The sequence below is a fragment of the Sorangium sp. So ce363 genome (assembly GCF_051520435.1).
In the GTDB taxonomy this organism is placed as follows: Bacteria; Myxococcota_A; Polyangia; order Polyangiales; family Polyangiaceae; genus Sorangium; species Sorangium cellulosum_B.
The window spans coordinates 1,690,485-1,711,829 of sequence record NZ_CP150333.1 but is presented as its reverse complement, the minus strand read 5'-3'; the positions used below and the strand labels follow the sequence as shown (position 1 = coordinate 1,711,829).

Genomic DNA, 21,345 nt, shown 5'->3' with positions numbered 1-21,345 from the left:
GCGCGCGCCGTCCGGGGGGCAGGTGGGCCGCGCTCCGCGCTACGTCGCCTGAGACCGCGAGGTGATCTTGATCGCTGCGCGGCCCCGAGGCGGCTATGGCTACGCCCGGGGGGGCCAGGTTAGTATCCGTTCCGCCGCGGCGGCCGCCGGTCCAACGCGTCGCGGTCGAGAGAGCTCATGATCGGAACACTCCAGGCGAAGATCCAGTATCTCAAGAACAAGAACCTTCACAACTGGCTCGGCGGCTACGCCCGGCAGAGGATCGAGAACGCCCGTGCTCCGCGTCCGCTCGGCCCGCGGCACCTGCTCTTCGCGGTCTGCGATCACTGGGAGCCAGGGTGGGAGAACCCCACACCGGAGGTCGGCGACGCGCGGGTGAGGGCGTGGTCGAAGGGGTATCCCGAGATGGCCGGCGCGTACCGCGACGCGGACGGCCGGAACCCGCGTCACAGCTTCTTCTTTCCGGGGGAGCAGTACACGCCCGGGTGGCTCGACGCGCTGGCGGACCTCACGCGCCGCGGCTTCGGCGAGGTGGAGCTGCACCTGCACCACCACAACGACACGGAGGAGAACCTGCGCGCGGACATCCTCAGGTACCTGGACATCCTGGGGAAGCACGGGCATTTCTCGCGCGACCCGGACGGGCGCATGCGTTACGGGTTCATCCACGGCAACTGGTGTCTGGCGAACTCCGGGCGGGACTCGCGGAACTGCGGAGTCGACGCGGAGCTCCCGCTCCTCTTCGAGACGGGCTGCTATGCCGACTACACGTTCCCGTCGGCCCCTGACGAGTCGCAGCACTCCATCGTGAACCAGATCTACTGGCCGACGGGCAACCTGGCGCGCCGGAGTGCCCACGCCGTGGGCGCGCGAGCCAAGGTCGGCGAGGTGCTGGAGGACCGGATCCTGATGATCGAGGGCCCGCTCGCGCTCGCGCTGACGCGCCGGGGAAGCCGGGTGCGGATGCGGATGGAGTACGGCGCGCTCCAGGCGATCGACCCGCCGACGCCGGATCGGGTGAAGACGTGGGTCGATCAGAACATCCATATCGAGGGGAGGCCCGAGTGGGTGTTCGTCAAGGTCTACACGCACGGCGCGCCCGAGGAGCAGGCGGCGTCGCTGCTCGGCGCCGGGGGCCACGAGCTGCACCGGGAGCTCACCACCCGTTACAACGATGGCAAGGAGTGGGTGCTCCACTACGTGACCGCGCGGGAGATGTACAATATCGCGATCGCCGCGCTCGAGGGGAAGACGGGCAATCCCGGTGACTACAGGGATCACCGCCTGAAGCCGCCGCCCTGCGCGAGCTGACGCAACCACTCCCCCCCTCCGACAACACCGCAGGCCCGGCGCATAGGCGTTAACCAAGCTTCGCGCCGCGTTCTCCTACCTCCGAACGTTTACGTGGTCGTGGTCGTGGTCGTGGTCGTGGTCGTCAACGGTAGGCCGTGAACGACCACGACCACGACCACGTAAACGTTCACGTTTACGTTCACGTTGGCGTGTCCGTCGCGCGAGCCGGACAGCTCGCCTCAGCCCGGCCCGCGACCGCGCTGCTCGCCGAGGACCTCCTTCAGGAGCGCGTGATAGCGCTCCCCCACGACGTCCCATGACAGCGCCCCCACGCTGCCCCGCAGCGCCTCCGGCTCCCATGCCGTATCCAGCGCTCGCGCCAACGCGGCCCCGAGCGCCCCGGGATCGCCGGGGGGGACGAGGAGGCCATTGCCCCCATGCCCTTCGCGGACGAGCTCCGGCACGCCGCCGACCCGGGTTCCGACGACGGGGCGGCCCGAGGCGAGCGCCTCCAGGACGACGTTCGGACAGCCCTCGCGGCGGCTCGGCAGGCAGAACACGTCGCACGCGGCCATGTAGTCCGGGATCTCCACGGGCAGCGCCCAGCCGAACAGCCGCACGCGATCGCCCAGGCCGAGCGCGCTCACCTTCGCGCGCAGCGGCTCGAGCAGCTCGCCACCGCCCACCATCATCAGGTGAATGTCGCGGCGGCCCGCCCGGTCGAGGTGCGCCATCGCCTCCACGAGGACGTCCACGCCCTTCTCGGGCACGTGATAACCGGCGTACAGCACCACCTTCGCGTCCGCCGGGACGCCGAAGCGCCGCCGCGGCTCGGCCCGATCCCGGATCGCGAACCGCGCGCCGTCGACCGCGTTGAGCTGCACCACGACGCGCTCCCGCGGCACCCCGAGCTCCACCAGGCGCTCCCCGAGCGCCCCGCTCACCGCGACCACACGGGCGCAGCGCTGGAGCGCCGGCGCGATCTGCGCCCGCAGCGCGGGGTTCCTCGGCTGCTCGTTGATGTCGCTGCCGAGCACCGTCGTGACGACCGGCACCCCCGCCTCCCGCGCGAACGCCTCCGCGGCGACGGTATCGGGATAGGCCCACGCGGCCAGGATCGCGTCGTACGGAAACTCGCGCCGCAGCCCCGCCATCGTGCGCCCGAGCGATGCACGGAGCGCCCGCGCGTGCAGGCTCGGCAGCCCCGGGACCGACCAGTACGTGGGGAACAGCGCGTCGATGCCGGTGTGCGCCTCGCGCGTGCCGCCGAAGAGCTCCCGTGACGCCCCGCGCGCGCGCGTCCACCAGGGGATCGGGGCCACGAGCCGGAGCTCGCAGCGGCGCGCGAGCGCCCTGTACGTGTGATAGCTGTACGGCGCCATCGTCGGCAGCCGCGTGGAAGGGTAATGATGGGTGAAGACGAGTACCTTCATCGCGCGCTCGCCTGTCACGTGAGGCGGAAATAGAGTTGCTCGTATTTGCGCGTCATCTTCTCGAACGAGAAGTCGTCGCGCACCCGCGCGTGCCCCGCCTCGCCAAGCCGCCGCCTCAGCGCCGGATCGCTCGCGAGCCGCTCGATCGCGTCCGCGAGCGCGTCGTGCCCGTCCACCGGGACGATCAGGCCGTGCTCCTCGTGCCGCACCACCTCCGGGACCCCGCCGACCGGCGTCACCACGACAGGCAGGCTGCGCGCCATGGCCTCGAGGACGGCGAGCGGCAGCCCCTCGTCGCGCGAGGGCAGCGTGAAGAAATCGGCGGCGACGAGCAGATCGGGCACGTCCTTGCGGAAGCCGAGGAAGCGCGCCTCGGCGCCGTGGACCCCGAGCTCCCTCGCGAGCCCATGGATGCGATCGCGCTCGTCGCCGTCGCCGACGACGAGCACCGCGACCGCGACGCCCCGCTCCCGGAGCCGCGCAAGCGCCCGCAGCAGCACGTCGTGCGCCTTCACCGGGTGGAACGCGGCGGGCATGATGCCAAGAAACACGTCCGGGCCGAGCCCGAGCTCGGCGCGCACCTCGTCGCGCGTCCGCTTGGCCGGGGTGATGTCGATCCCGTTGTGGATGACAGAGATGTTGCTGGCCACGCCGACCGCGCCGCTCTTGTCGGCCGTGTCCTGCGAGCAGCCGACGACAGCGTCCGTTTCACGCCACTCGAAGCGCGACGGAACGCGGATGATCCCGCGCGTCTGGGCGTGATCGGTGAAGACGAGCCGCGCGTGCGTAAGGAGCTTACCGATCGTGGCGTAATGGAGCGCAGTGGGGTTGTGCGCGTGGACGACGTGCGGGCGGGAGCGCGCGAAGGAGAGGGCCGCGTGCGCGAGCCGCGTGGGGAGGCGCCCGCCCAGCACCGTGGTCGGCAGCGTCCGCTGCCGCGCCAGCTCCGCCAGCGGCCCGCCGCGCAGCGCGAGGATCGAGGCGTCGTGGCCGTGGCGCCGCTGCGCCTCGGCGAGGCGCAGTACGAAATGCTCCATACCTCCGCCATTGAGGCTGCTCACGACATGGACGATCCGCAGCGTCGAATTCCCCATGAAGGCTTGCTACCCGAATCGGGTCCCCTGTTGAAGCGCAAACCGCACCCAGCATCACCACACGCGCTGCCAAACGCCCACCCGGCACGCCGGCGGTCGTGGCCTCTGGCGCGCGTCGGCGTTCGTCGGCGTTCGTCGGCGTTCGTCGACGTTCGTCCACGCTCGTTGGCGCGCGTCGCCGCCCGCCGACGCGCGCGCCCAAGATCGATGGATCAGCGTACCACCTCGCCTCGCCGTCACCTCACCTTTTGATTTGCCGAACGGAAGCGGCTACTAGACGGGCATGAACCCTGAGCTTCGGCGCGCCCTTGACGAAGGCATGCGCCGCGTGCCCGGCATGGACGCCGCGACGAGGCTGCTCGCCGTGCGGCTCGAGACGGTCAGAGCGCTCCTTGCGCGCCGGCTCGCAGAGAACCCGCTCCCCGTGCCCGACGCCGTGACCCCGAGCGAGATCCCATCGGTCGCCGAGCTCGGCCCGGGGGACAGGGTGCTCGCGGAGCTCGATCAGGACGGCTTCGCCTTCGCGGTCCACCCGGCCGACGTCGCCTTCTTCAACCGGCGGAGCCAGAAGATGCCGCGCCTGCGCTACCGGCTGCACGTCGTGCTGCGCAACGGCTACGTCTGCGTCCGCAAGCGCTTCGTCGGACAGCCGCAGAACGCGCCGCTCCAGGCGCACCTCTTCGCCCTGCTCGGTCTCTTCTTCTACAACGAAGCAGCCGCGCTCTTCCGCCTGCGCGACCTCCCCAGCGTCCCGAGGATTCGCGATCTCAGCCTCGCCACGCGCACCCTTTACCTCGACTACGTGCGCGGACGGACGCTGCAACATCAGGTCGCCGAGCGCGGGGAGAAGGTGCTCGACATCGACCTCGCGCCGCTCGGGCAGCTGTTCGATCCAGACCGCGACCGGCGAGAGATCGAGGCGTTCGCGAGCGGCGGCGGCGCGACCTACCGCGGCCGGATCGAGGAGATCGTCCGGGCGATGAACGCGCGCGGCGTCGCGCCGCTCGACGTCAAGCTCGGCAACGTGCTCATCGGCGAGAAGACGGGCGCCCTGTACTGGATCGATTTCGAGCGAGCCGCGCTCGAGGGCACCCCCCGCTACCGCGATCGCCTCGACGAGCACCATGACCTCGTGAACCGGTGGTTCGGGCTCACGCTCTCCGGCGACGGCGGGGCGTGAGGCGCGCGGCGCGACGCGGCGCGCTGCAATGCGCTGCGGTGGGCTCGATGAACGGCTCCCGCGATCGAGGGTGCGATCGATGACGAGAGATGAAGACGCGGCGCCGCGGAGCGCCATCGAGCGGATCGGCGAGAAGGCGGGGCGATCGTGGTCGAGCATCGAGGCGGCCGCGCGGCTCTCGACGGAGACCCGGGCGCGGCTCGCGGCGCTGCTCCGCGAGCAGATCCCCTGCGACACGAGCGTCGTGGTCTTCGGCTCTCTGGCGCGGGGCGAGTACACGACCGGCAGCGATCTCGACTGGACGCTGCTCATCGACGGTCAGGCCGACGAGGGGCATTTCAGCCAGGTCCAGGCCATCACGAGGATCCTGAGGGAAGCGAAGTTCCATGAGCCGGGCCCGACGGGCGTGTTCGGCAACGTGGCCTTCAGCCACCCGATCCTCCACCAGATCGGCGGGCAGGAGGACACGAACAAGAACACGACCCAGCGCATCCTGCTGCTCCTGGAGTCGCTCGCGATCGGCCAGCCGGACGCCCACGAGCGGGTGCTCAGGCTCGTGCTCTCGCGGTACGTCGAGGACGACCGCGGGCTGCGCTACGGCAGCAAGCGCGAGATCCTCCCGATGTTCCTCCTGAACGACATCGTCCGGTACTGGCGCACGGTCGCCGTCGATTTCGTCTACAAGCAGCGGGAGCGCAGCTCGGGCTGGGCGCTCCGCAACGCGAAGCTCAGGATGTCGCGGAAGCTCATCTTCGTGAGCGGGCTCCTCACCTGCTTCGGCTTCGAGCTGTTCTGCAAGGATCGGGCGACGTTGACCGACGACGGCGAGCGGCTCTCGACGCCCGCGCTCGTGCGCTTCCTGCGAGAGCGCATCCGGGTGACGCCCCTGGAGAGCCTGGCCGAGGTGCTGCTCCGGCCCTCGATCTCCGCGGAGACGGCGCGCACGCTGTTCGACAGCTACGACGCGTTCCTCGCGCTCCTCTCGAACGAAGAGGAGCGCGGCCGGCTGAAGCAGCTGCCGCTGGACGATCAGCTGGGCAGCGACCCGACCTTCAAGCGGGTGCGGGACATCGCGCGTGAGTTCCAGGGCGGGCTCGACCGGCTCTTCTTCAAGGAAGACGACGAGCTCCGCAAGCTCCTCCAGACCTATGGGGTGTTCTGATGCTCCTCCAGACCTATGGGGTGTTCTGATGCGACCCGTGGGCTACTCGACAGGGGCGCTCGCCCTCAGCGACGTCGAGCGAGCGCTCTCGATGCTCGAAGGGAGCTCGGCGACCGCCGTGGAGCTCTCCGCGCTGCGGATCTCGGAGCTCAAGCCGCTGCTCCGGCTCCTCGGCTCGCTCGACCTGTCGCGGTACGGCTACGTCTCGTTCCACGCTCCGAGTCGCTTCGACGCGGCGGAGGAGCGCGCCGTCGCCGACGCCATGGCGGAGGTGGCCGCGCTCGGATGGCTCATCGTCCTCCACCCCGACACGCTCCGTGATCTCGGCGCCTTCCGGCAGCTCGGCGGCCTCCTCGCCATCGAGAACATGGATAAGAGAAAGCGGACAGGCCGCACCGTGGAGGAGCTCGGGCCCTTCTTCGACGCGCTGCCGGACGCGTCGTTCTGCTTCGATATCGGCCATGCGCACCAGGTCGATCGCACGATGACCGAGGCCCATTTCCTCGTACGGGAGCACAGGACGCGGCTGAAGCAGCTCCACGTGAGCGAGGTGAACGCGGGGAGCCGCCACGGCGCCCTGAGCCAGAGCGCGGCGCACGCGTTCCAGCGGATCGCCGCCCACCTCCCTGACGACGCGGCGCTGATCCTGGAGACCCCGGCGTCGCCCGCGGAGCTCGAGCGGCAGATGGCCATTGCGCGGGCGGCGCTGTCGAACCCGAAGGGCCTGGAAAACACGCACGCCTGAGGCCGCGCGCAGCGCAGCCTCGACGGGAGCCGCGCCGCTCCCGCAGCGCCCGGGCTCGGCCGCCTCCCCGGCGGCTCCGGGAGCTCCGGATTGCCCGGCGGACGGGCCGCGCGCGCTCGAGGCGCTACGCTTCCGCTCGTTCCCGGCGCGACCTGGGCCGGAACCGGGGGACGACGATGAAGCTGAAGACGCTCGCGGCGGCGAGCACCGCATGGCTCGCCGCCCTCGCGCTGCTGACGGCGAGCGGGTTCACGCTCAGCGCCACGTACATGACCCGCGAGGTCACGTGCCTCTTCAACATCGTCCGGGAGGTGCGGTCCATCACGCAGCTGGAGGTCCACCTCCTCTCCCACGAGCGCGAGAGCGCCCGCGTGGCGCTGACCCAGCTCCCCGAGCACGTCGGCGCGCGCGATACCGCCAGGCGCGAGCTCTCCCGGTGGCTCGAGGACGCCCGCGCGCAGCCGGTCACCGCGGAGAGCGCCAGCGTCTTCGAGGAGGCCGAGCGGGAGATCGAGCGCTACCTCGCCACGCACACGCACACGCAGGAGCACCGGGAGGCCGGGGCGTCCCACGATGAGGTCGACCGTACGTTCGCCGCGCTCGAGCGGCTGCTCGCCACCAGGCTCGCCGAGGCGCGGATCGCCCGGCAGCGCGTCGACGAGGTGCACAGGCTCTCGGAGATCGTGAGCCTCGGGGCCGCCGGGATGCTGCTGGCCGGCGTCCTGCTCGCGCTCTGGCAGCTGCGCAGGTGCGTCTATCGCCCGCTCCTCTCGATCCGCGCCGCGATCGACCGCTACGGGGCCGGCTCGCACGACGCCCGCGCGCCGCAGGGCGGGCTCGACGAGCTGCGCGAGATCGCCGTCGCGTTCAACGAGATGGCCGCCGCGCTGGCCGAGCAGCGCAAGAGGCAGCTCGGGATCCTCGCGAGCGTCGCGCACGACCTGCGCAACCCGCTCGCCGCGCTGAAGCTCACGGTCGACAGCCTCCGGCCGGATCGGCCTCTCCCCCACGAGGAGCGGCTCCGGTCGATGCTCACCCGCATCGGGAAGGAGGCCGCGCGCTGCGACCGGATGCTCACGGACCTCATGGACATCGCGCGGCTCGAGGGCGGTGAGCTCGAGCTGCGCCGCGAGACCCGGGACGCGCGCGAGCTCGCCCGCGACGTCGTGGAGCTCTACCGCCCGACCGCGACCGCGCACGAGCTCAGGCTGTCGCTCCCCGAGGAGCCCGTCCCGCTGTGCTGCGACCCGATCCGGGTCGAGCAGGTGCTCAACAACCTGGTCGCGAACGCCATCAAGTACTCGCCTGCGGGCGGCGCCGTGCAGGTGACCGTCGCGCGGGTAGGCGCCGAGGTCTCCATCGCGGTCTCGGACCGCGGCGTGGGGATCGCGGCCGACGATCAGCGACGGCTGTTCGAGCGCTACTTCCGCGCCCCGTCGTCGAGCGGCGTGGCCCCGGGCGTCGGCCTCGGCCTGTGGGCCGCGCTCCGCATCGCCGAGGCGCACGGCGGGCGCATCGAGGTGACGAGCACCGCAGGCAGGGGCTCGACCTTCACCCTCCGCCTGCCGTCATGAGCGCATCGTCCCGCAAGGAGCGGCTCGTCCGCTCGTCCGGCTACGGGAACAGGCTCCCGGGCTCGTCGGGATCGAGCTCCCAGCCGAAGAGCCCCGGGGTGCGGGCGCGGTGCCCGCCGAGCGCGTCGCCGGGCAGCCGGGGGCCGTCGGCGGCCCAGCGGGTGGCGAAGGCGTCGCGCAGCACGAGCTCCGCGAGCTTGCCCCTCGGCGAGAAGCCCCACTCGGCCTCCTGCGAGACGTCGTCTGGATCGGCGTAGAGCCGCCAGACGAAGAAGCCGGCGCACGTGCGCGCGTCGAGGAACGGCGCGATCACCGCGGCGTAGGCCTCGGCCTGCGAGCGCTGGTCGACCACCACGCCCTTCATGCGATCGGGCCACTCCCACGGGCGCACGGCGGGATCGCGCCGCGTGGTGTAGCCGATCTCCGTCAGCAGGATCGGCTTGCCCCACGCGCGCGCCACGGCGTCCACCCCGGCCGCCACCTTGCGCCCGCCGCGCAGGAGCTCCTCGAACGACGCGCCCTCGCGCTCCGCCAGCGGGTAGAACGCGTTGATGCCGATGAGGTCGAGCGCGTCGAAGATCAGCGTGTGCTCGACGTCGTCCCAGTTCGCCGAGTAGGTGAGCAGCCCCGGGTACACGCGGCGCACCGCCTCGATGATCGGCAGGAAGCTCGCCGCCCGCGGCGTCGTCACCCAGCTCCGCAGCTCGACGCCCACGCTGAGCATCTCCGCGCCTCCCTCGCGCGCGACCGCGGCCCACGTGAGCAGGAACCGGCGGTACGACTCGGCCCAGCGCGCCCAGCCGGCGTCGTCCCCGGGATCGATCTGGGCCCGCCACTCGCCGCTCTCGACCCAGAGGTGCGGGACGAGCAGCACCTTGAGCCCGCGCGCGTGCGCCTGCGCGATCGCCGCGAGCACGTTGCGCCGGTTCTCCTCGAACGGCGCCTCGAAGACGAGATCGACGCCCGTGCCCTTGCCGTCCCACACGCGGCCGAACGGCGTCAGGCTGACCCACGTCGCGCCCATGGCGACCGCCTCATCCATCGCCCGCCCGCTCGCCGCGGTGCCGTAGCCGCGGCCCGGGTGACGCAGGTTCTCGATCGGCCCGATCGTCACGCCGCGCACGCCGCCCCAGCCCGACACGGCCCACCCCGCCGCGCCGTACGGCAGGTGCTCCGGCGCGACCCGCGGCGCCTGCTGCGCGGCCTGCGGCGCGGCGCTCGCAGGGCGCACAGGAGCGCCGACCGCCGCCGCCGACACGGCGAGCGCGGCGCCCGCCGCGCGGGCGAGCGCGTAACCTCCTCGACTCATCCCTGGCACGGGCCGCCTTATACCAGGCAGGCGGACCGCCGGGCCGCGGACGTCACCCGCCGTCGCTCGCCTGAGGTCGCTGCGCGCCGTCGCTCTCCGCGGGTTGCTGCGGCGCGCGCGCGCCCTCGGCGGGCTGCGCCGGCCCAACCGCGCCCTCCTCGGGCCGCGGCGGCTCGCGCCGGGACGCGTCGCGCTCTTGCCGCGCACGGGTGGTCGCCTCACGCCACGCCCGCTCGCGCTCGAGCTTCTCGCGCCGCCGCCGCCGCTCGCGCTCGACCTCGTCGTAGATGACCTCGGGGCGCCGCGCGTCGAGACGGGCCCCTCGCGCTTGCGCCACACGCGGCGCCTCGCTCTCGGGACCCGCGGCGCTCGCGGGAACCAGCTCGGCCGCCGGGGGCTCGACCGCCGTGGGCTCGGGCGAGGGCTCCGGCGCGGCAGGGACGGCCGCGCTCGATCGCCTCGCCACCACCGACGAGCGCGCCTCCTGAGCCGCGCGCTTCGCCAGCCCCTTCGCCGCAGGCAGCGCGCTCCCGCCTCCGTCGAGCGTGCGCATCTGCACGAGCCACACGCCGCCGATCCCCGCGAGCATCCCGAACAGCGCGAAGGCGATCGCGAACCGCCGGGGCCACGGCGACGGCCCCCGGCGCACCACCGTGAGGCGCTCCGCATCGGCCTCGGCCAGGACACGCGCCGTGAGCGCCGGCGTGACGCGAGGCGCCGCGCCGTCGCTGACGCGGTGCACGACCTTGCGGCCGAGCGGAACGGGCGTGTCCTCGGCGGTCGGCGGCTGCCCTGGCCCGCCCGCCTGGGGATCGGAGCGGCGCTCCGGCGGGCTCACCGTCAGGACCGGCGGGGGCGGAGTCCGGCTCGCCCGGAGGTGATCGCCGCCGTCCCACGCCGCTCCCGCGTGCGACACCAGCGTGGCGTCGGACAGACGGCCTGCGGGAGATTCCCACTTGGCCGTCGTCTCGAGGTCGCTCATGAGATCGTCGGGCGACATCCTCGGCAGGTCCGCCAGCGTGTCGGCCTCCCACTCGTCCGCGGCGACCGGAGCAGGCGTCGCCATGCGGACGGTCTCGTCCGCCCGGAGCGCCTCCCACACGCGCTCGGCCGCGTCCTCCGCGCCCTCGCCCCCGAAGCGCGCGAGCGCGAACGCGAGCTTCGCGACGTCCGAGGGGCGCGCCTCCGGGTCCTTGGCGAGGCAGCGCAGCAGGAGGGCCCGCAGCTCCGGGGGCTCGACGCCCGCCGGAAAGGGCGCGGGCGGCTCGGTCAGGACCTTGGTGCAGATCTCGAGCTCGGTCGGCGCATCGAACGGGCTCGCCCCGCAGAGCAGCGCATAGGCGACCGCGCCGATCGACCAGATGTCGGCGCGCTCGTCGATGCCGCCCGCCGACCGCATCTGCTCCGGCGCCATGAAGAGCAGCGACGTCCGCATGGCGCCCGAGGCGGCGTTCGGCCCCTCGCTCTCGACACCGCAGGCGACGGCCGACACCCCGAAGTCGAGGACCTTCACGCTCGGGGCGCCGTCGCCGAAGCTGAGAAAGAGGTTCTCGGGCTTGATATCCCGGTGAAGGATCCCGATGCCATGCGCCTCGGCGACCGCCTCGCAGATCTGCAGGAGGTACTTCACCGCCTCCCTGACCCGGATCGGCCCGCGGCGCCGCAGGTAGCTCGTGACGTCGGAGCCCTCCAGGTACTCGCTGACCACGAACGGCGCGCCACCTTCGACCCCGACGTCGAGGATCCGCGCGACGTACCTGCCCTTGAGCGCGCGCGCGGCGCGGGCGCCCCGGAGCAGCCGATCGACGGCGTGCCTGTTCTCGACGAGCCTCGGATCGACGCGCTTGAGCGCGACGCGCTGGCCCGACAGGCGATCGGTGGCGAGCTGGACGACGCCCACGCCGCCGGCGCCGATCCGGGTCTCCACCGCGTACCTGCCGGCGACGATCTCTTGCCACCTCGGGCCGCCCTCGGCCGCCCGCGGCGCACGTTCAGCGTCGGTCCGCTCCCGTGCGGCCGCGCGATCCTCTGCTCTGGGCTTCAGCGACGTCAACGCACTGCCTCGGTGTGTGTCCGCGAGCTCCGCGGACAGAGTCAAAGCCTGTCCCCTGAATAACAGATTCAGAGTGCTGCTATCGCGTCCATGACGTGTCGTCTAGTGACACTCGGACACGAAAATGTCCGTTCTTCACGCATTTTGGCGCAGCTGGCTGGCCGGCCAGCTGGCCGGCCGGCCGGCCTGCAGCCATCTCCATCAGCGGCATCCGCGGCTACTGTCATGGGCCATCGAGCCATCGACACCGCTTCCATGCGTTCCGCGTGCCATCCACGCGACTCACGGCGGGAGCCCCAATGCGAGCGCGACCAGATAATCGACGCCGCTCAGGATCAGGACGAGCGCTGCGGCGGACGCCGCGCCGAGCCCGAGCGCCTTCAGCGCGCGGAAGCGCGCTGTTCCCCGTGTTCCACGCGCCCCCGGCCGCCCGTGCTGGACGCCGCGCGTGACCCAGCACCACCCGAGCATGGACAGCGGGCCGAACGCATAGAGGGCCGCGCCCCAGGTCGCTCCGTTCCAGCAAGCGCCGCGCTGCTCGGGCGTGAGCCGCCGTCGGTCCCAGCGCTGCAGCGCGAACGGTAGCGCGATACCGAGGACCATCTGGAGCGCGAGGCGGAGAGTGCTCATTTCGTGCGCCGAGCTCCCGGGCGAGCGCTCCACTCAGGCAGCGCCGGACAAGCGCAAATCGCCAGAGCACGCCGCAGCGCGTCGCGGCAGAGCTCGGGTGAGCGACTCGCTGCCCGGCTTCGCTGACCTCCTGCCTCGAGGAAAGCTCCGCAAAAATCGCGTGCCGGCCTTCTCGATCTCGACGGGGATTGGTACGAACGAGGGATGACAACGACTGAGGCAGGGGACATCAGGAACGTTGCAATCATCGGACACAAGGGGGCTGGGAAGACATCGCTCGCCGAGGCCATGCTGTACGTCGCCAAGGCGACGGCCAAGCTCGGCAAGGTGGACGACAAGTCGAGTGTCCTCGACGAAACCGCCGAGGAAAAAGAGCACGTTTGCTCGTTCGAGGCGAGCGTCGCGCACCTCGCCTGGGCGGGGAAGAAGGTCAACCTCGTCGACACGCCGGGCGAGGGGAGCTTCCTCGCCGAGACGCGGCTCGCCCTCGCGGCGGTCGACGCGGCCATCCTCGTCGTGAGCGGCAAGGACGGCGTGCAGCCGATCACGGAGCGCGTATTCGGCTGGGTGAGGGACGCAAAGCTACCGTGCATGATCGTCGTCACGAAGGTCGACGCCGAGAACGCCCGCCCCGACGAGGTGCTCGCCGAGATCCGCGCGCGCCTCAAGGCGCCGCTCGCGGTGATGGAGGAGCGCGTCGGCGAGGGGCTCCAGCACCGGGGGGTCGTCGCCATCCGGACGAAGAAGGCCTGGCTCGACAAACCCGAGGCGCCCGCCACGGCCGCGGGCTCTCCCGTGCCGGCCGACGCCGCGGGCGCCGTCGAGAAGGCCCGGGGGAAGCTCGTCGACGACGTCGCCGGCAGCGACGACGAGCTCACCGAGCGGTACCTGACCGAGGGCGATCTCACGCAGGAGGAGCTCGAGCAGGGGCTCCGCGCCGCGGTCCGCCAGGGGGCGCTGATCCCGGTCTACTTCGCCTCCGGGGTCCGCCCGAGCGGCGTCGCCGCGCTGCTCGACGGCATCGTCGAGCTCGTGCCGCCGCCGACCGAGCACCCGGCCTGGAGCGGCGTCGTCCCGAGCGGCAAGCCCGGCGCCGCGCCGCAGGCCGCGGAGCGGCCGTCGGCGGCGGAGGCCCCGGCCGCGGCGTTCGTCTTCAAGACCTCGATCGATCCGCACGCCGGCCGCACCTCGTTCGTGCGCGTGCTCTCCGGCGTGCTCCGGCCCGACGCCACGATGCTCAACGCGAGCACGGGCGGCACGGAGCGGCTCGGGAAGATCCACGGCGTGGTCGGCAAGGACCACAAGCAGGTGGACGAGGCGCGCGCCGGGGACATCGTCGCGCTGCACAAGCTGAAGGCCACGCTGAGCGGGCACACGCTCTCGGACGAGAAGCACGCGTTCTTGCTCTCCGCGCCGGAGCTGCCGCCGGCCCTCTTCTCGCGCGGCGTGCGGTTCGACGCCAAGGGCGGCGAGGACAAGGTCGGCAACGCGCTCTACCGGCTGACCGAGGAGGACCCGGGGCTCAGCGTGCACCAGGACGCGTCGACCCGCGAGCTCGTCGTCTCGGGGCTCGGCGCCCTGCACCTCGAGATCACGGTGGAGCGCATCCGCCGGCGCGTCGGGGTCGACTGTCGGCTCGGCCCGCCGCACATCGCCTACAAGGAGACGATCTCGAAGAAGGCCACGAACATCGAGGGCAAGCACAAGAAGCAGACGGGCGGACATGGCCAGTTCGGCGTCTGCTACATCGACATGGAGCCTTTGCCGCGCGGCGGCGGCTTCGTCTTCGAGGACGCGGTCGTGGGCGGCGCCGTGCCGCGGCAGTTCATCCCCTCGGTCGAGAAGGGCATCGTCAAGTCGATGTCGAAGGGCGTCCTGGCGGGCTACCCGATGATCGACGTCAAGGTCCGGCTCTTCGACGGCAAGTACCACGACGTCGACTCCTCGGACGCGGCGTTCCAGATGGCGGGCAGCAAGGCGTTCAAGGCCGCCGCCGCGCAGTGCGCGCCGGTGCTGCTCGAGCCCATCGTGCGGCTCTCGGTGACGGTGCCGAGCGTCGCGATGGGCGACATCATCGGCGACATCAACAGCCGCCGCGGGAGGATCATCGGCACGGACTCGGTCGAGAGCCAGACGATCGTGAACGCGTTCGTCCCGCTCGCCGAGGTGCTCGAGTACGAGTCGAAGCTGAAGAGCATGACCCAGGGCAAAGGCACGTTCACGATGAACGTCGAGCACCTGGAGGTCTGCCCGCCGATGGTGCAGGACAAGGTGATCAAGGAGAGCGGCTTCAAGGCCGAGGCCGACGAGGACTGACCCCCGCCGCTCCGCTCTAGGGATGGATGTGGACGATGGTCCCTTCCCCCGTGGCCTTCCCCGCGCTGACCCCGTGCCATCCGTCGGGCACGGGGGGATCGGTCCAGAGGAACACCCGGCGCGCGTCGATCGGCGACAGGTTGATGCACCCGTGGCTGCGCGGCTTGCCGTAGTCGTCGTGCCACGGCGCCGCGTGGATCGCGTAGCCGGCCTCGAAGTACTGCACCCACGGCACGTCGCGGAGCTCGAACTTGTTGTCGACCTCGTGCGCGTCCATGGTCGTCGTGACGTGTTTGTCGCGGATCCGGAACGTCCCGCGCACGGTCGAGAAGGTCTTCTTGGGGTCGCCGAGCCCGTCGCGGCCCGTCGCCGCCGCGGTGGCGTAGACGGGCTTCCTGCCCTCGTAGAGGATGAGCGTCTGGCTCAGGATCGAGATGTCGATCCACTTCACGGTCCCCTGCGCGAACGACGGCAGCTCCGAGGGCTTCACCGCGATGGCGACGTCGGAGTCGCGCACCCACGTCCCGTCCTTCGCCTCGACGAGGCGGACGCCGCCGACCTTCTTCGAGCGCCCCGTGAGCTGCACGGCGGTGTGCCAGGGCAGCTCGCCCGCCTTCTCCATCTCGCCGCCGGAGATGTCGTAGCGCTTCGCGTCCTGCCGGTGTACGAACGCGAGCGGCAGCTCCCACCCCTTGGTCATGTCGACGCCGTGGAACGTGGAGCCGCGGGCGGGCTTGAGCTTCGAGGTGGGCACGAGCCGCGCGTCGGTGGTCAGGGCGAAGCGCCGCCCGCCGTCGCCCATGAAGGTGTCGATGAGGGCGAGCCCTGCCTTGCGCGCGATCCGGTTGGTGATGATCGCGTAGCCCGGGACCTTGAACGACGAGATGTTCGGGAGCTGCCGGCCGCCCTTGAAGAACCAGGGGATCTCGTCGCTGCCGTTGCCGCCGAAGAGCTCGCTGTCGCCGAGGTCGGGCGGCTCCGCGGGCGGGTCGGCGACGGCGTTGCCCGCGGGGTCGAGCGGCACGTCGTTGGCGCCGACCTTGACCTCGTCCCACTTCTTCTTGAGCTTCTTGTAGCTGCGGAGGTGCCGCTCCAGGCTCATCTCGTACTGGAGCTGCTCCTTCGTGGACGGCATCCGGTAGTAGTTCGGCGCGATGGCCCGGACGAAGGCGTACGGGTACGGCATCGGCTTGGACAGGTCGGGCCGCCGCGTGAGCGCCCGGACGATCGGGTGCTGCGTGTCGATCGTGGCGTCGCCGTCCGCGCACATGAACCCGGCCGGCAGCACGCGGTAGTAGCCGCCCTGGCAGTCGTCGAACGCGGCGGGCTTCTCCCCGCGGGGCGCCGTCCCGCCCGCGCGGAGGTAGCCGAGCTTGGCCGAGCGCCGGTCCGCCTTCTCGTAGATGGGCGCGACCATCTGCACGGCGCCGATGCGGGGCCCGTCCGGGCGCGGCAGGGTGGCGGGGTCGTTCTCGGCGGCGTTCTGGGCCGCGCCCGCGGAGAGGCTGATGATGCCCTCGGGCGTGGCGTTCTCCCCGCCGGTGCAGGCCGACAGGGCCGGCAGGGAGAGGGCGGCGACGGCCAGGGCGAGCGGGAGGGGTCCGCGCGCCGGGGCCGGGAGCGCGGAGCTTCGCTGTCGGGCATCCATGCCCCGGGAATGCCGGACAGACGGGCCGGTGGCCAAATTTTGGCGGATGGCGCGCGGCCGGCCAGGAGCCCCCCACGGACGCCGCTGCGAGGTCCGCCTTCCGGAGGGTTGCTGCCGGCGGTGCGCGAAGATGCTGGAATGGGGTTGCGCTTGAGCCCAGCCTTGGGTAGGTTCGGGGCCCTCGCGAAACCCCGCGAGAATGCGCCACTAGCTCAGCTGGATAGAGCGTCGGCCTCCGGAGCCGAAGGCCAGTGGTTCGAATCCACTGTGGCGCGCAGGGTTTTCAGATTTCATACGCCGCTGCTGTTCGCCTGGTTCGCGGCGTCGGTGAAGTGTGCATCGCTGGCGCTGTCGCGAGCCGGCTCGACCGTTGCACTGGCTGGTTCGAGGGCAGACGACGCGCTCGTGAGCATGCACTGCGTTCCGAGGTGATGCAGTGGCAGAGGCGTACTCCATCCGCGAGGTCTCTCCTGTCTGGCGGACTGGAGAGGAGCCCATGGGCACCAAGCGCAAGTTCTGGTGTCACGCCGATGACCACCGTCGCTACCTCTTCAAGTACGCCCGCGCCAGTACTGGGGAAGACTGGGCGGAAAAAATCGCCGCCGAGGTCGCGGGCGCCCTCGGCGTTCCACATGCGGAGGTGGATCTCGCCGTCTACGAGGGGCAACCCGGGACGCTTACGCTTGCCATCACCGACGACGAGCATGCTCTAGCGCATGGGAACGAACTGTTGCAGGAGCGCCGTCCGGAGTACCCCGTGCACGCTGCCTACAGCGCGTCCGAGCACACCGTTACCTTTGTGCTCGACGCGCTCAGCCAGAGCTTCATTCGTGCACCCGAAGGTACAGCTTCGGCCGATCTCGCGACGGCAGTGGATTGGTTCCTCGGCTACCTCATGCTCGACGCGTTGATCGGCAACACCGATCGGCACCACGAGAACTGGGCCGTGCTCGTGCGCGTCGGACAGGCAGAGCGCTATGCGGCACTCGCGCCCAGCTATGACCACGCATCGAGCTTGGGCCGGGAGCTCAAGGACGAAGAGCGGCGCGCACGCCTCGAAGGCCGGGACCGGCGGCGCTCCGTCGATGCGTATTGCAAGAAGGCGCGCTCGGCCCTTTACCGGAACGCCCAGGATCCAGCGCCAATGAGCCCGCTCGATGCCTTCGCGGAGGCGATGCGGCACGCGCAGCTGGCCGGCAGGCACTGGCTCGAGCGACTCGGCGCAACCGATCATGCTACGGTATCCTCCATCGTGGACCGCATCCCTGCCCATCGAATCAGTGAGCCGGCTCGCCAGTTCGCCCTTGCGGTGATGTCGACCAACCGCCGCGCGTTGCTCTCACTGCTGGAAACGCATCCATGACGGCCGGCCGAACCCTCTTCGTCACATGGTACGACTCGAACCATAGCGCGATCATTCCGGTCGCCCGGCTCGTTCATCACGGCGGAACGGACGGCGATCTCTACGAATTCCAGTACATTCAGGGTGCGCTGGAGGCGATGGAGCGGGGCTTCCAGCCGTTCATTGCGTTCCCCGAACTTTACAAGGTCTATCGCAGCCCGTCGCTGTTCCCCTTCTTCTCAAATCGGGTGATGCCTACGACCCGCCCGGATTACCTGGCGTATCTGCAAGTGCTGGGTCTTAACCCCGCGGAGGCGGACTCGGTCGAGATCCTGGCGCGGAGCGGGGGCAGGCGGGAGACGGATCGCATCGAAGTGGTACCTGCGCCGGAGCAGGACGAGACAGGCGGCTACACAACTCGCTTCCTCCTCCGCGGCGTCCGGTACATCCCAGGCGCAGAAGAACGCATCGCACGCCTCGTGTCCGGAGAACGGCTGTTCTGGATGCTCGATGCGCAGAACGAGGCGAACCCCAACGCCGTCGCGCTCCGCAGCGCAGACAAGTGCTTGCTAGGCTACATTCCAGACTACCTCGTGCCGGACATCGCGAAGCTCATCGACTACCGCGTGTCGATGGATGTGTTCGTCGATAGGGTGAACCTGCCGCCCGCGCCGCTGCACCATCGTGTGCTGGGTCGGCTCGAAGCGCGCTGGCCAGACGGGTTCGTCCCGTTTCAAGGCGAGCAGTTCCAACCGCTGAGCTCGCTCACCGTGCCGCCCACCCAGGCAGACCACGCGATCCAGTAATGCCCCCAGCGTCGTGCGGGTGTGCGCCCCCCGCGCGACGAGCCACGCTCCCCTCACCCCCTGGCGAAGACCATCTCCGTCGACGTGAACGGCCGCGGCGGCAGCGCCGCGCGGTCACGGAAACCGAACCGCGCGTAGAACGAGTGCGCGTCCTGGGTGCCCAGGTGGACGTGGCTCGCGCCGCGGACCGCGGGGTGCCCGAGCAGCAGCCGCACCACCGCCTCGCCCACGCCGCGGCCCCGCAGCGAGGGCGCGACCATCACGTCGTACATCCACGCGCGCCTGCTCCCGTCGCTGATCGCCCGCGCCGTCGCCACGAGCCGGCCCGCCGCGTCGCGCGCGCCCACCCACGCCGACGAGCCGAGCAGCGCCCGCGCGATCGCCTCGCGCGACACGCCCTGGTTCCAGTAGCCGCCCTCCAGCAGATCGACGGCCGCCGCCACGTCGCGCGGGCCCAGCGCGCACGCGAGCACGCAGCCCGCCGGCGCCTGCAGGAACTCGGGCACCGGCGTGTCCAGGCAAGCGCCGCGGAGCAGCTCGATCGCCGCGGCATCGCCCGGCGCACCCCGCTCCCAGAGCTTCGTGAGGATCCGCGCCCGCTCCTCGGGCGTCCGGTTCTGCGCGAGCTTCGCCTTGCCGTCGAGCCGCGACAGCGGGACCGCGAGCACGAGGATCCCAGCGATCGCCTTGCGGTAGAGCGGGCTCGACGCGTCGAGCGGCGTGTACCCGCCCTCGGGCTGGTACTTCTGCATCAGCGCCTCCAGCACCTCGGCCTTGTGATCCGGATCGTCCACGCGCTCGATCACCCCGTGGACCTGCGCGCTCCGGTAGAGCGTCGTCGCCGGGCACGCCCGCTCCGGATCGGTGAAGTAGCTCGGGATCGACGCGACGACCTGCTCGCACGACACCACCGCGGGCCGGCCGACGGCCTCGGTCTTCTCGCCCACGGGCGCGCCGTGGAACGCGATCGCGCCCCGGACCACGACGCCGTGCACCGTCCTCAGCACCGGCTCGCCCTCGGCCGTCGTCGACGCCAGGTGGATCACCTCCGCGAGCCCGAGGAGCGCCTCGGCCTCCGCCCTCTCCATGCGAAAAATCTCCCTGCGCATGGACCGAGGTTGGCGCGCACCTGGTACTCTCGAAAGATCCGGTTCGCCGATTTCTGCTAGACCAGCTGGCATGCCCTGGGAGCTCGCCCTCGCGGTCGATCCCGCCGCACAGCAGCCGATCTTCCTTCAGATCGCGCGCGCCCTCGCCGACGACATCCGCCGCGGCCGGCTCCGCGCCGGCGCCGAGCTGCCGGGCAGCCGCGCGCTCGCGCGGTCCCTGTCGGTCCATCGCAACACCGTCCTCGCCGCGTACCGCGAGCTCGCCGCCGAGGGCTGGATCGAGGCCAGCGCCGCGCGCGGCACCTTCGTCTCGGCGGAGCTGCCGGCGCCGGCGCCCCGCGGCTTCGCCCGGCGCGCGGCCGCGCGGGCGGAGGTGCCGGCGCGGCTCGGCTTCGATCTCGGCGCGACCTCGCTCCGGCACGTGCCCATCATCCCGCCCGGCACGCTCCGCATGAGCGGCGGCCTCCCCGACATGCGCCTCGTCCCGACCGCGGCGCTCGCGCGCGCCTACCGCCGCGCGCTGCACGCCGGGTCGAAGCAGCTGCTCGACTACGCCGATCCGCGCGGCGACGAGCGCCTCCGCGCCGCCCTCGCCGCGATGCTCTCGGCGGTGCGCGGCCTCGCCGCCGGGCCGGAGTCGGTCCTCGTCACGCGCGGCAGCCAGATGGCGCTCGACCTCGTCGCCCGCGCCCTGATCGCGCCGGGCGACGCGGTCGCCGTCGAGTCCTACGGTTACCGCCCCGCGTGGGAGGCGCTCCGCCTCGCCGGCGCGCGGCTCCTCCCGCTGCCGGTCGACGCCGCGGGCCTCTCCGTCGACGCGCTCTCGGAGCTCGCCGAGCGGGAGCGCCTGCGCGCCGTCTACGTCACCCCGCACCACCAGTACCCCACGACCGCGGTGCTCGCGCCCGGCAGGCGCATCGCGCTCCTCGAGCTCTGCCGGGCCCGCCGGATCGCGGTCCTCGAGGACGACTACGATCACGAGTTCCACTACGACGGCCGCCCGGTGCTGCCGCTCGCCAGCGCGGACACGGCCGGCGTCGTCGTCTACATCGGCACCCTGTCCAAGATCCTCGCCCCCGGGCTCCGGATCGGCTTCGTGGTCGCTCCCGGACCGCTGATCGAGCGCCTCTCCCTCCATCGCACCTTCGTCGACCGGCAGGGCGACCACGCCGTGGAGCGCGCTGTCGCCGAGCTCCTCGAGGACGGCGAGGTGCAGCGCCACGCGCAGCGCGCGCGCCGCGCCTACCGGGCGCGGCGCGATCTGCTCGTCGCGTCGCTGCGCGCGCGGCTCCCCGACGCGCTCGACTTCGCCGTGCCAGCCGGCGGTATGGCCCTGTGGGCCAAGGTGGACGCCGCGATCGACGCGGACGCCTGGGCCGAGCGCGCGCTCGCGCGAAAGGTGGCGTTCTCCGCGGGGCGGCGGTTCGCGTTCGACGGCAAGAAGCGCCCCTTCCTGCGGCTCGGGTTCGCGGCGCTGGACGAGCGGGAGATCAGCGATGCGGTGGAGAGGATGGTCGAGGCGGTGTGAGCGCCCAGGCGGGCGGACCAGCTGAGCGCCGCGGCCCTCCCGAAGGTGGACGCCGCACGTGGAAGCGTGGAGGCGTCGACAAAACATCCCTATCTCCCTGTCTCTCCGGATACGCCTCCCCTA

General features: G+C 71.6%; 16 protein-coding genes and 1 tRNA gene. 10 read left to right on the top strand and 7 right to left on the bottom strand.

The window, feature by feature from the left end:
• The first annotated feature begins 177 nt into the window (after positions 1-177).
• Complete coding sequence (locus tag WMF12_RS06530) at positions 178-1,311, top strand: hypothetical protein (RefSeq protein ID WP_437744755.1); 1,134 nt, start codon at positions 178-180, stop codon at positions 1,309-1,311.
• A gap of 221 nt (positions 1,312-1,532) precedes the next feature.
• Here WMF12_RS06530 and WMF12_RS06525 read toward each other — a convergent pair whose 3' ends face one another.
• Together WMF12_RS06525 and WMF12_RS06520 are read right to left on the bottom strand one after the other, a co-directional pair.
• On the bottom strand, positions 1,533-2,726 hold the full coding sequence (locus tag WMF12_RS06525) for a glycosyltransferase family 4 protein (protein WP_437869071.1): 1,194 nt from the start codon (positions 2,724-2,726) through the stop codon (positions 1,533-1,535).
• Positions 2,727-2,740: 14 nt separating this feature from the next.
• Positions 2,741-3,763, bottom strand: a complete 1,023-nt coding sequence (locus WMF12_RS06520) for a glycosyltransferase family 4 protein (RefSeq protein ID WP_437869065.1) — start codon at positions 3,761-3,763, stop codon at positions 2,741-2,743.
• Positions 3,764-4,103: 340 nt separating this feature from the next.
• Between WMF12_RS06520 and WMF12_RS06515 the strand changes: the two genes are divergently transcribed.
• The 4 genes from WMF12_RS06515 (at position 4,104) to WMF12_RS06500 (ending at position 8,481) form a co-directional block, all read left to right on the top strand.
• A complete protein-coding gene (locus WMF12_RS06515) occupies positions 4,104-5,000 on the top strand; it encodes a hypothetical protein (RefSeq protein ID WP_437869055.1) in 897 nt (298 codons plus the stop codon).
• A 79-nt stretch (positions 5,001-5,079) separates the two neighbouring features.
• On the top strand, positions 5,080-6,162 hold the full coding sequence (locus WMF12_RS06510; RefSeq protein WP_437869051.1) for a nucleotidyltransferase domain-containing protein: 1,083 nt from the start codon (positions 5,080-5,082) through the stop codon (positions 6,160-6,162).
• 28 nt (positions 6,163-6,190) lie between these two features.
• Positions 6,191-6,907, top strand: coding sequence for a TIM barrel protein (locus WMF12_RS06505; RefSeq protein ID WP_437744750.1), 717 nt, complete (start codon positions 6,191-6,193; stop codon positions 6,905-6,907).
• A 176-nt stretch (positions 6,908-7,083) separates the two neighbouring features.
• Positions 7,084-8,481: an ATP-binding protein gene (locus WMF12_RS06500; RefSeq protein WP_437869035.1), complete on the top strand. Its 1,398-nt coding sequence runs from the start codon at positions 7,084-7,086 to the stop codon at positions 8,479-8,481.
• Positions 8,482-8,521: 40 nt separating this feature from the next.
• Here the strand turns inward: WMF12_RS06500 and WMF12_RS06495 are convergent, their stop codons facing one another.
• The 3 genes from WMF12_RS06495 to WMF12_RS06485 form a co-directional block, all read right to left on the bottom strand.
• The gene (locus tag WMF12_RS06495; RefSeq protein ID WP_437744748.1) at positions 8,522-9,790 is read right to left on the bottom strand and encodes a glycoside hydrolase family 113; all 1,269 of its coding nucleotides are present in this window, start codon (positions 9,788-9,790) and stop codon (positions 8,522-8,524) included.
• Positions 9,791-9,842: 52 nt separating this feature from the next.
• Positions 9,843-11,843, bottom strand: coding sequence for a protein kinase domain-containing protein (locus tag WMF12_RS06490; protein ID WP_437869011.1), 2,001 nt, complete (start codon positions 11,841-11,843; stop codon positions 9,843-9,845).
• Between the two features lie 282 nt (positions 11,844-12,125).
• Positions 12,126-12,473 (bottom strand): transcriptional regulator, encoded by a 348-nt coding sequence (locus WMF12_RS06485; RefSeq protein WP_437868998.1) that lies wholly within the window; start codon positions 12,471-12,473, stop codon positions 12,126-12,128.
• A 204-nt stretch (positions 12,474-12,677) separates the two neighbouring features.
• Here WMF12_RS06485 and fusA point away from each other — a divergent pair, with 204 nt between their 5' ends.
• On the top strand, positions 12,678-14,789 hold the full coding sequence (gene fusA, locus WMF12_RS06480) for an elongation factor G (RefSeq protein ID WP_437868993.1): 2,112 nt from the start codon (positions 12,678-12,680) through the stop codon (positions 14,787-14,789).
• Between the two features lie 16 nt (positions 14,790-14,805).
• Here fusA and WMF12_RS06475 read toward each other — a convergent pair whose 3' ends face one another.
• Positions 14,806-16,437 carry a L,D-transpeptidase gene (locus WMF12_RS06475; protein WP_437868986.1) on the bottom strand — a complete coding sequence of 544 codons (1,632 nt, stop codon included), beginning with the start codon at positions 16,435-16,437 and terminating at the stop codon, positions 14,806-14,808.
• A 201-nt stretch (positions 16,438-16,638) separates the two neighbouring features.
• On the opposite strand from WMF12_RS06475, the gene WMF12_RS06470 reads away from it, so the two are divergent.
• The 3 genes from WMF12_RS06470 (at position 16,639) to WMF12_RS06460 (ending at position 18,585) form a co-directional block, all read left to right on the top strand.
• Positions 16,639-16,712 (top strand) — tRNA-Arg (locus tag WMF12_RS06470).
• 221 nt (positions 16,713-16,933) lie between these two features.
• Positions 16,934-17,800, top strand: coding sequence for a HipA domain-containing protein (locus WMF12_RS06465; protein ID WP_437868977.1), 867 nt, complete (start codon positions 16,934-16,936; stop codon positions 17,798-17,800).
• Positions 17,797-18,585 (top strand): HIRAN domain-containing protein, encoded by a 789-nt coding sequence (locus WMF12_RS06460; RefSeq protein WP_437868969.1) that lies wholly within the window; start codon positions 17,797-17,799, stop codon positions 18,583-18,585. The genes WMF12_RS06465 and WMF12_RS06460 overlap by 4 nt, the downstream gene beginning before the upstream one ends.
• Positions 18,586-18,638: 53 nt before the next feature.
• On the opposite strand, the gene WMF12_RS06455 is transcribed toward WMF12_RS06460, so the two are convergent.
• Positions 18,639-19,673, bottom strand: a complete 1,035-nt coding sequence (locus WMF12_RS06455; protein ID WP_437868958.1) for a GNAT family N-acetyltransferase — start codon at positions 19,671-19,673, stop codon at positions 18,639-18,641.
• Between the two features lie 91 nt (positions 19,674-19,764).
• On the opposite strand from WMF12_RS06455, the gene WMF12_RS06450 reads away from it, so the two are divergent.
• Positions 19,765-21,222 (top strand): PLP-dependent aminotransferase family protein, encoded by a 1,458-nt coding sequence (locus WMF12_RS06450; protein ID WP_437868948.1) that lies wholly within the window; start codon positions 19,765-19,767, stop codon positions 21,220-21,222.
• Positions 21,223-21,345: the final 123 nt, after the last annotated feature.

What these genes read in the sequence shown, in the direction of transcription:
- WMF12_RS06530 (WP_437744755.1), top strand. Translation starts at nt 178, where the DNA reads ATGATCGGAACACTCCAGGCGAAGATCCAGTATCTCAAGAACAAGAAC.
- WMF12_RS06525 (WP_437869071.1), bottom strand. Translation starts at nt 2,726, where the DNA reads ATGAAGGTACTCGTCTTCACCCATCATTACCCTTCCACGCGGCTGCCG.
- WMF12_RS06520 (WP_437869065.1), bottom strand. Translation starts at nt 3,763, where the DNA reads ATGGAGCATTTCGTACTGCGCCTCGCCGAGGCGCAGCGGCGCCACGGC.
- WMF12_RS06515 (WP_437869055.1), top strand. Translation starts at nt 4,104, where the DNA reads ATGAACCCTGAGCTTCGGCGCGCCCTTGACGAAGGCATGCGCCGCGTG.
- WMF12_RS06510 (WP_437869051.1), top strand. Translation starts at nt 5,080, where the DNA reads ATGACGAGAGATGAAGACGCGGCGCCGCGGAGCGCCATCGAGCGGATC.
- WMF12_RS06505 (WP_437744750.1), top strand. Translation starts at nt 6,191, where the DNA reads ATGCGACCCGTGGGCTACTCGACAGGGGCGCTCGCCCTCAGCGACGTC.
- WMF12_RS06500 (WP_437869035.1), top strand. Translation starts at nt 7,084, where the DNA reads ATGAAGCTGAAGACGCTCGCGGCGGCGAGCACCGCATGGCTCGCCGCC.
- WMF12_RS06495 (WP_437744748.1), bottom strand. Translation starts at nt 9,790, where the DNA reads ATGAGTCGAGGAGGTTACGCGCTCGCCCGCGCGGCGGGCGCCGCGCTC.
- WMF12_RS06485 (WP_437868998.1), bottom strand. Translation starts at nt 12,473, where the DNA reads ATGAGCACTCTCCGCCTCGCGCTCCAGATGGTCCTCGGTATCGCGCTA.
- fusA (WP_437868993.1), top strand. Translation starts at nt 12,678, where the DNA reads ATGACAACGACTGAGGCAGGGGACATCAGGAACGTTGCAATCATCGGA.
- WMF12_RS06475 (WP_437868986.1), bottom strand. Translation starts at nt 16,437, where the DNA reads ATGGATGCCCGACAGCGAAGCTCCGCGCTCCCGGCCCCGGCGCGCGGA.
- WMF12_RS06465 (WP_437868977.1), top strand. Translation starts at nt 16,934, where the DNA reads ATGGGCACCAAGCGCAAGTTCTGGTGTCACGCCGATGACCACCGTCGC.
- WMF12_RS06460 (WP_437868969.1), top strand. Translation starts at nt 17,797, where the DNA reads ATGACGGCCGGCCGAACCCTCTTCGTCACATGGTACGACTCGAACCAT.
- WMF12_RS06455 (WP_437868958.1), bottom strand. Translation starts at nt 19,673, where the DNA reads ATGGAGAGGGCGGAGGCCGAGGCGCTCCTCGGGCTCGCGGAGGTGATC.
- WMF12_RS06450 (WP_437868948.1), top strand. Translation starts at nt 19,765, where the DNA reads ATGCCCTGGGAGCTCGCCCTCGCGGTCGATCCCGCCGCACAGCAGCCG.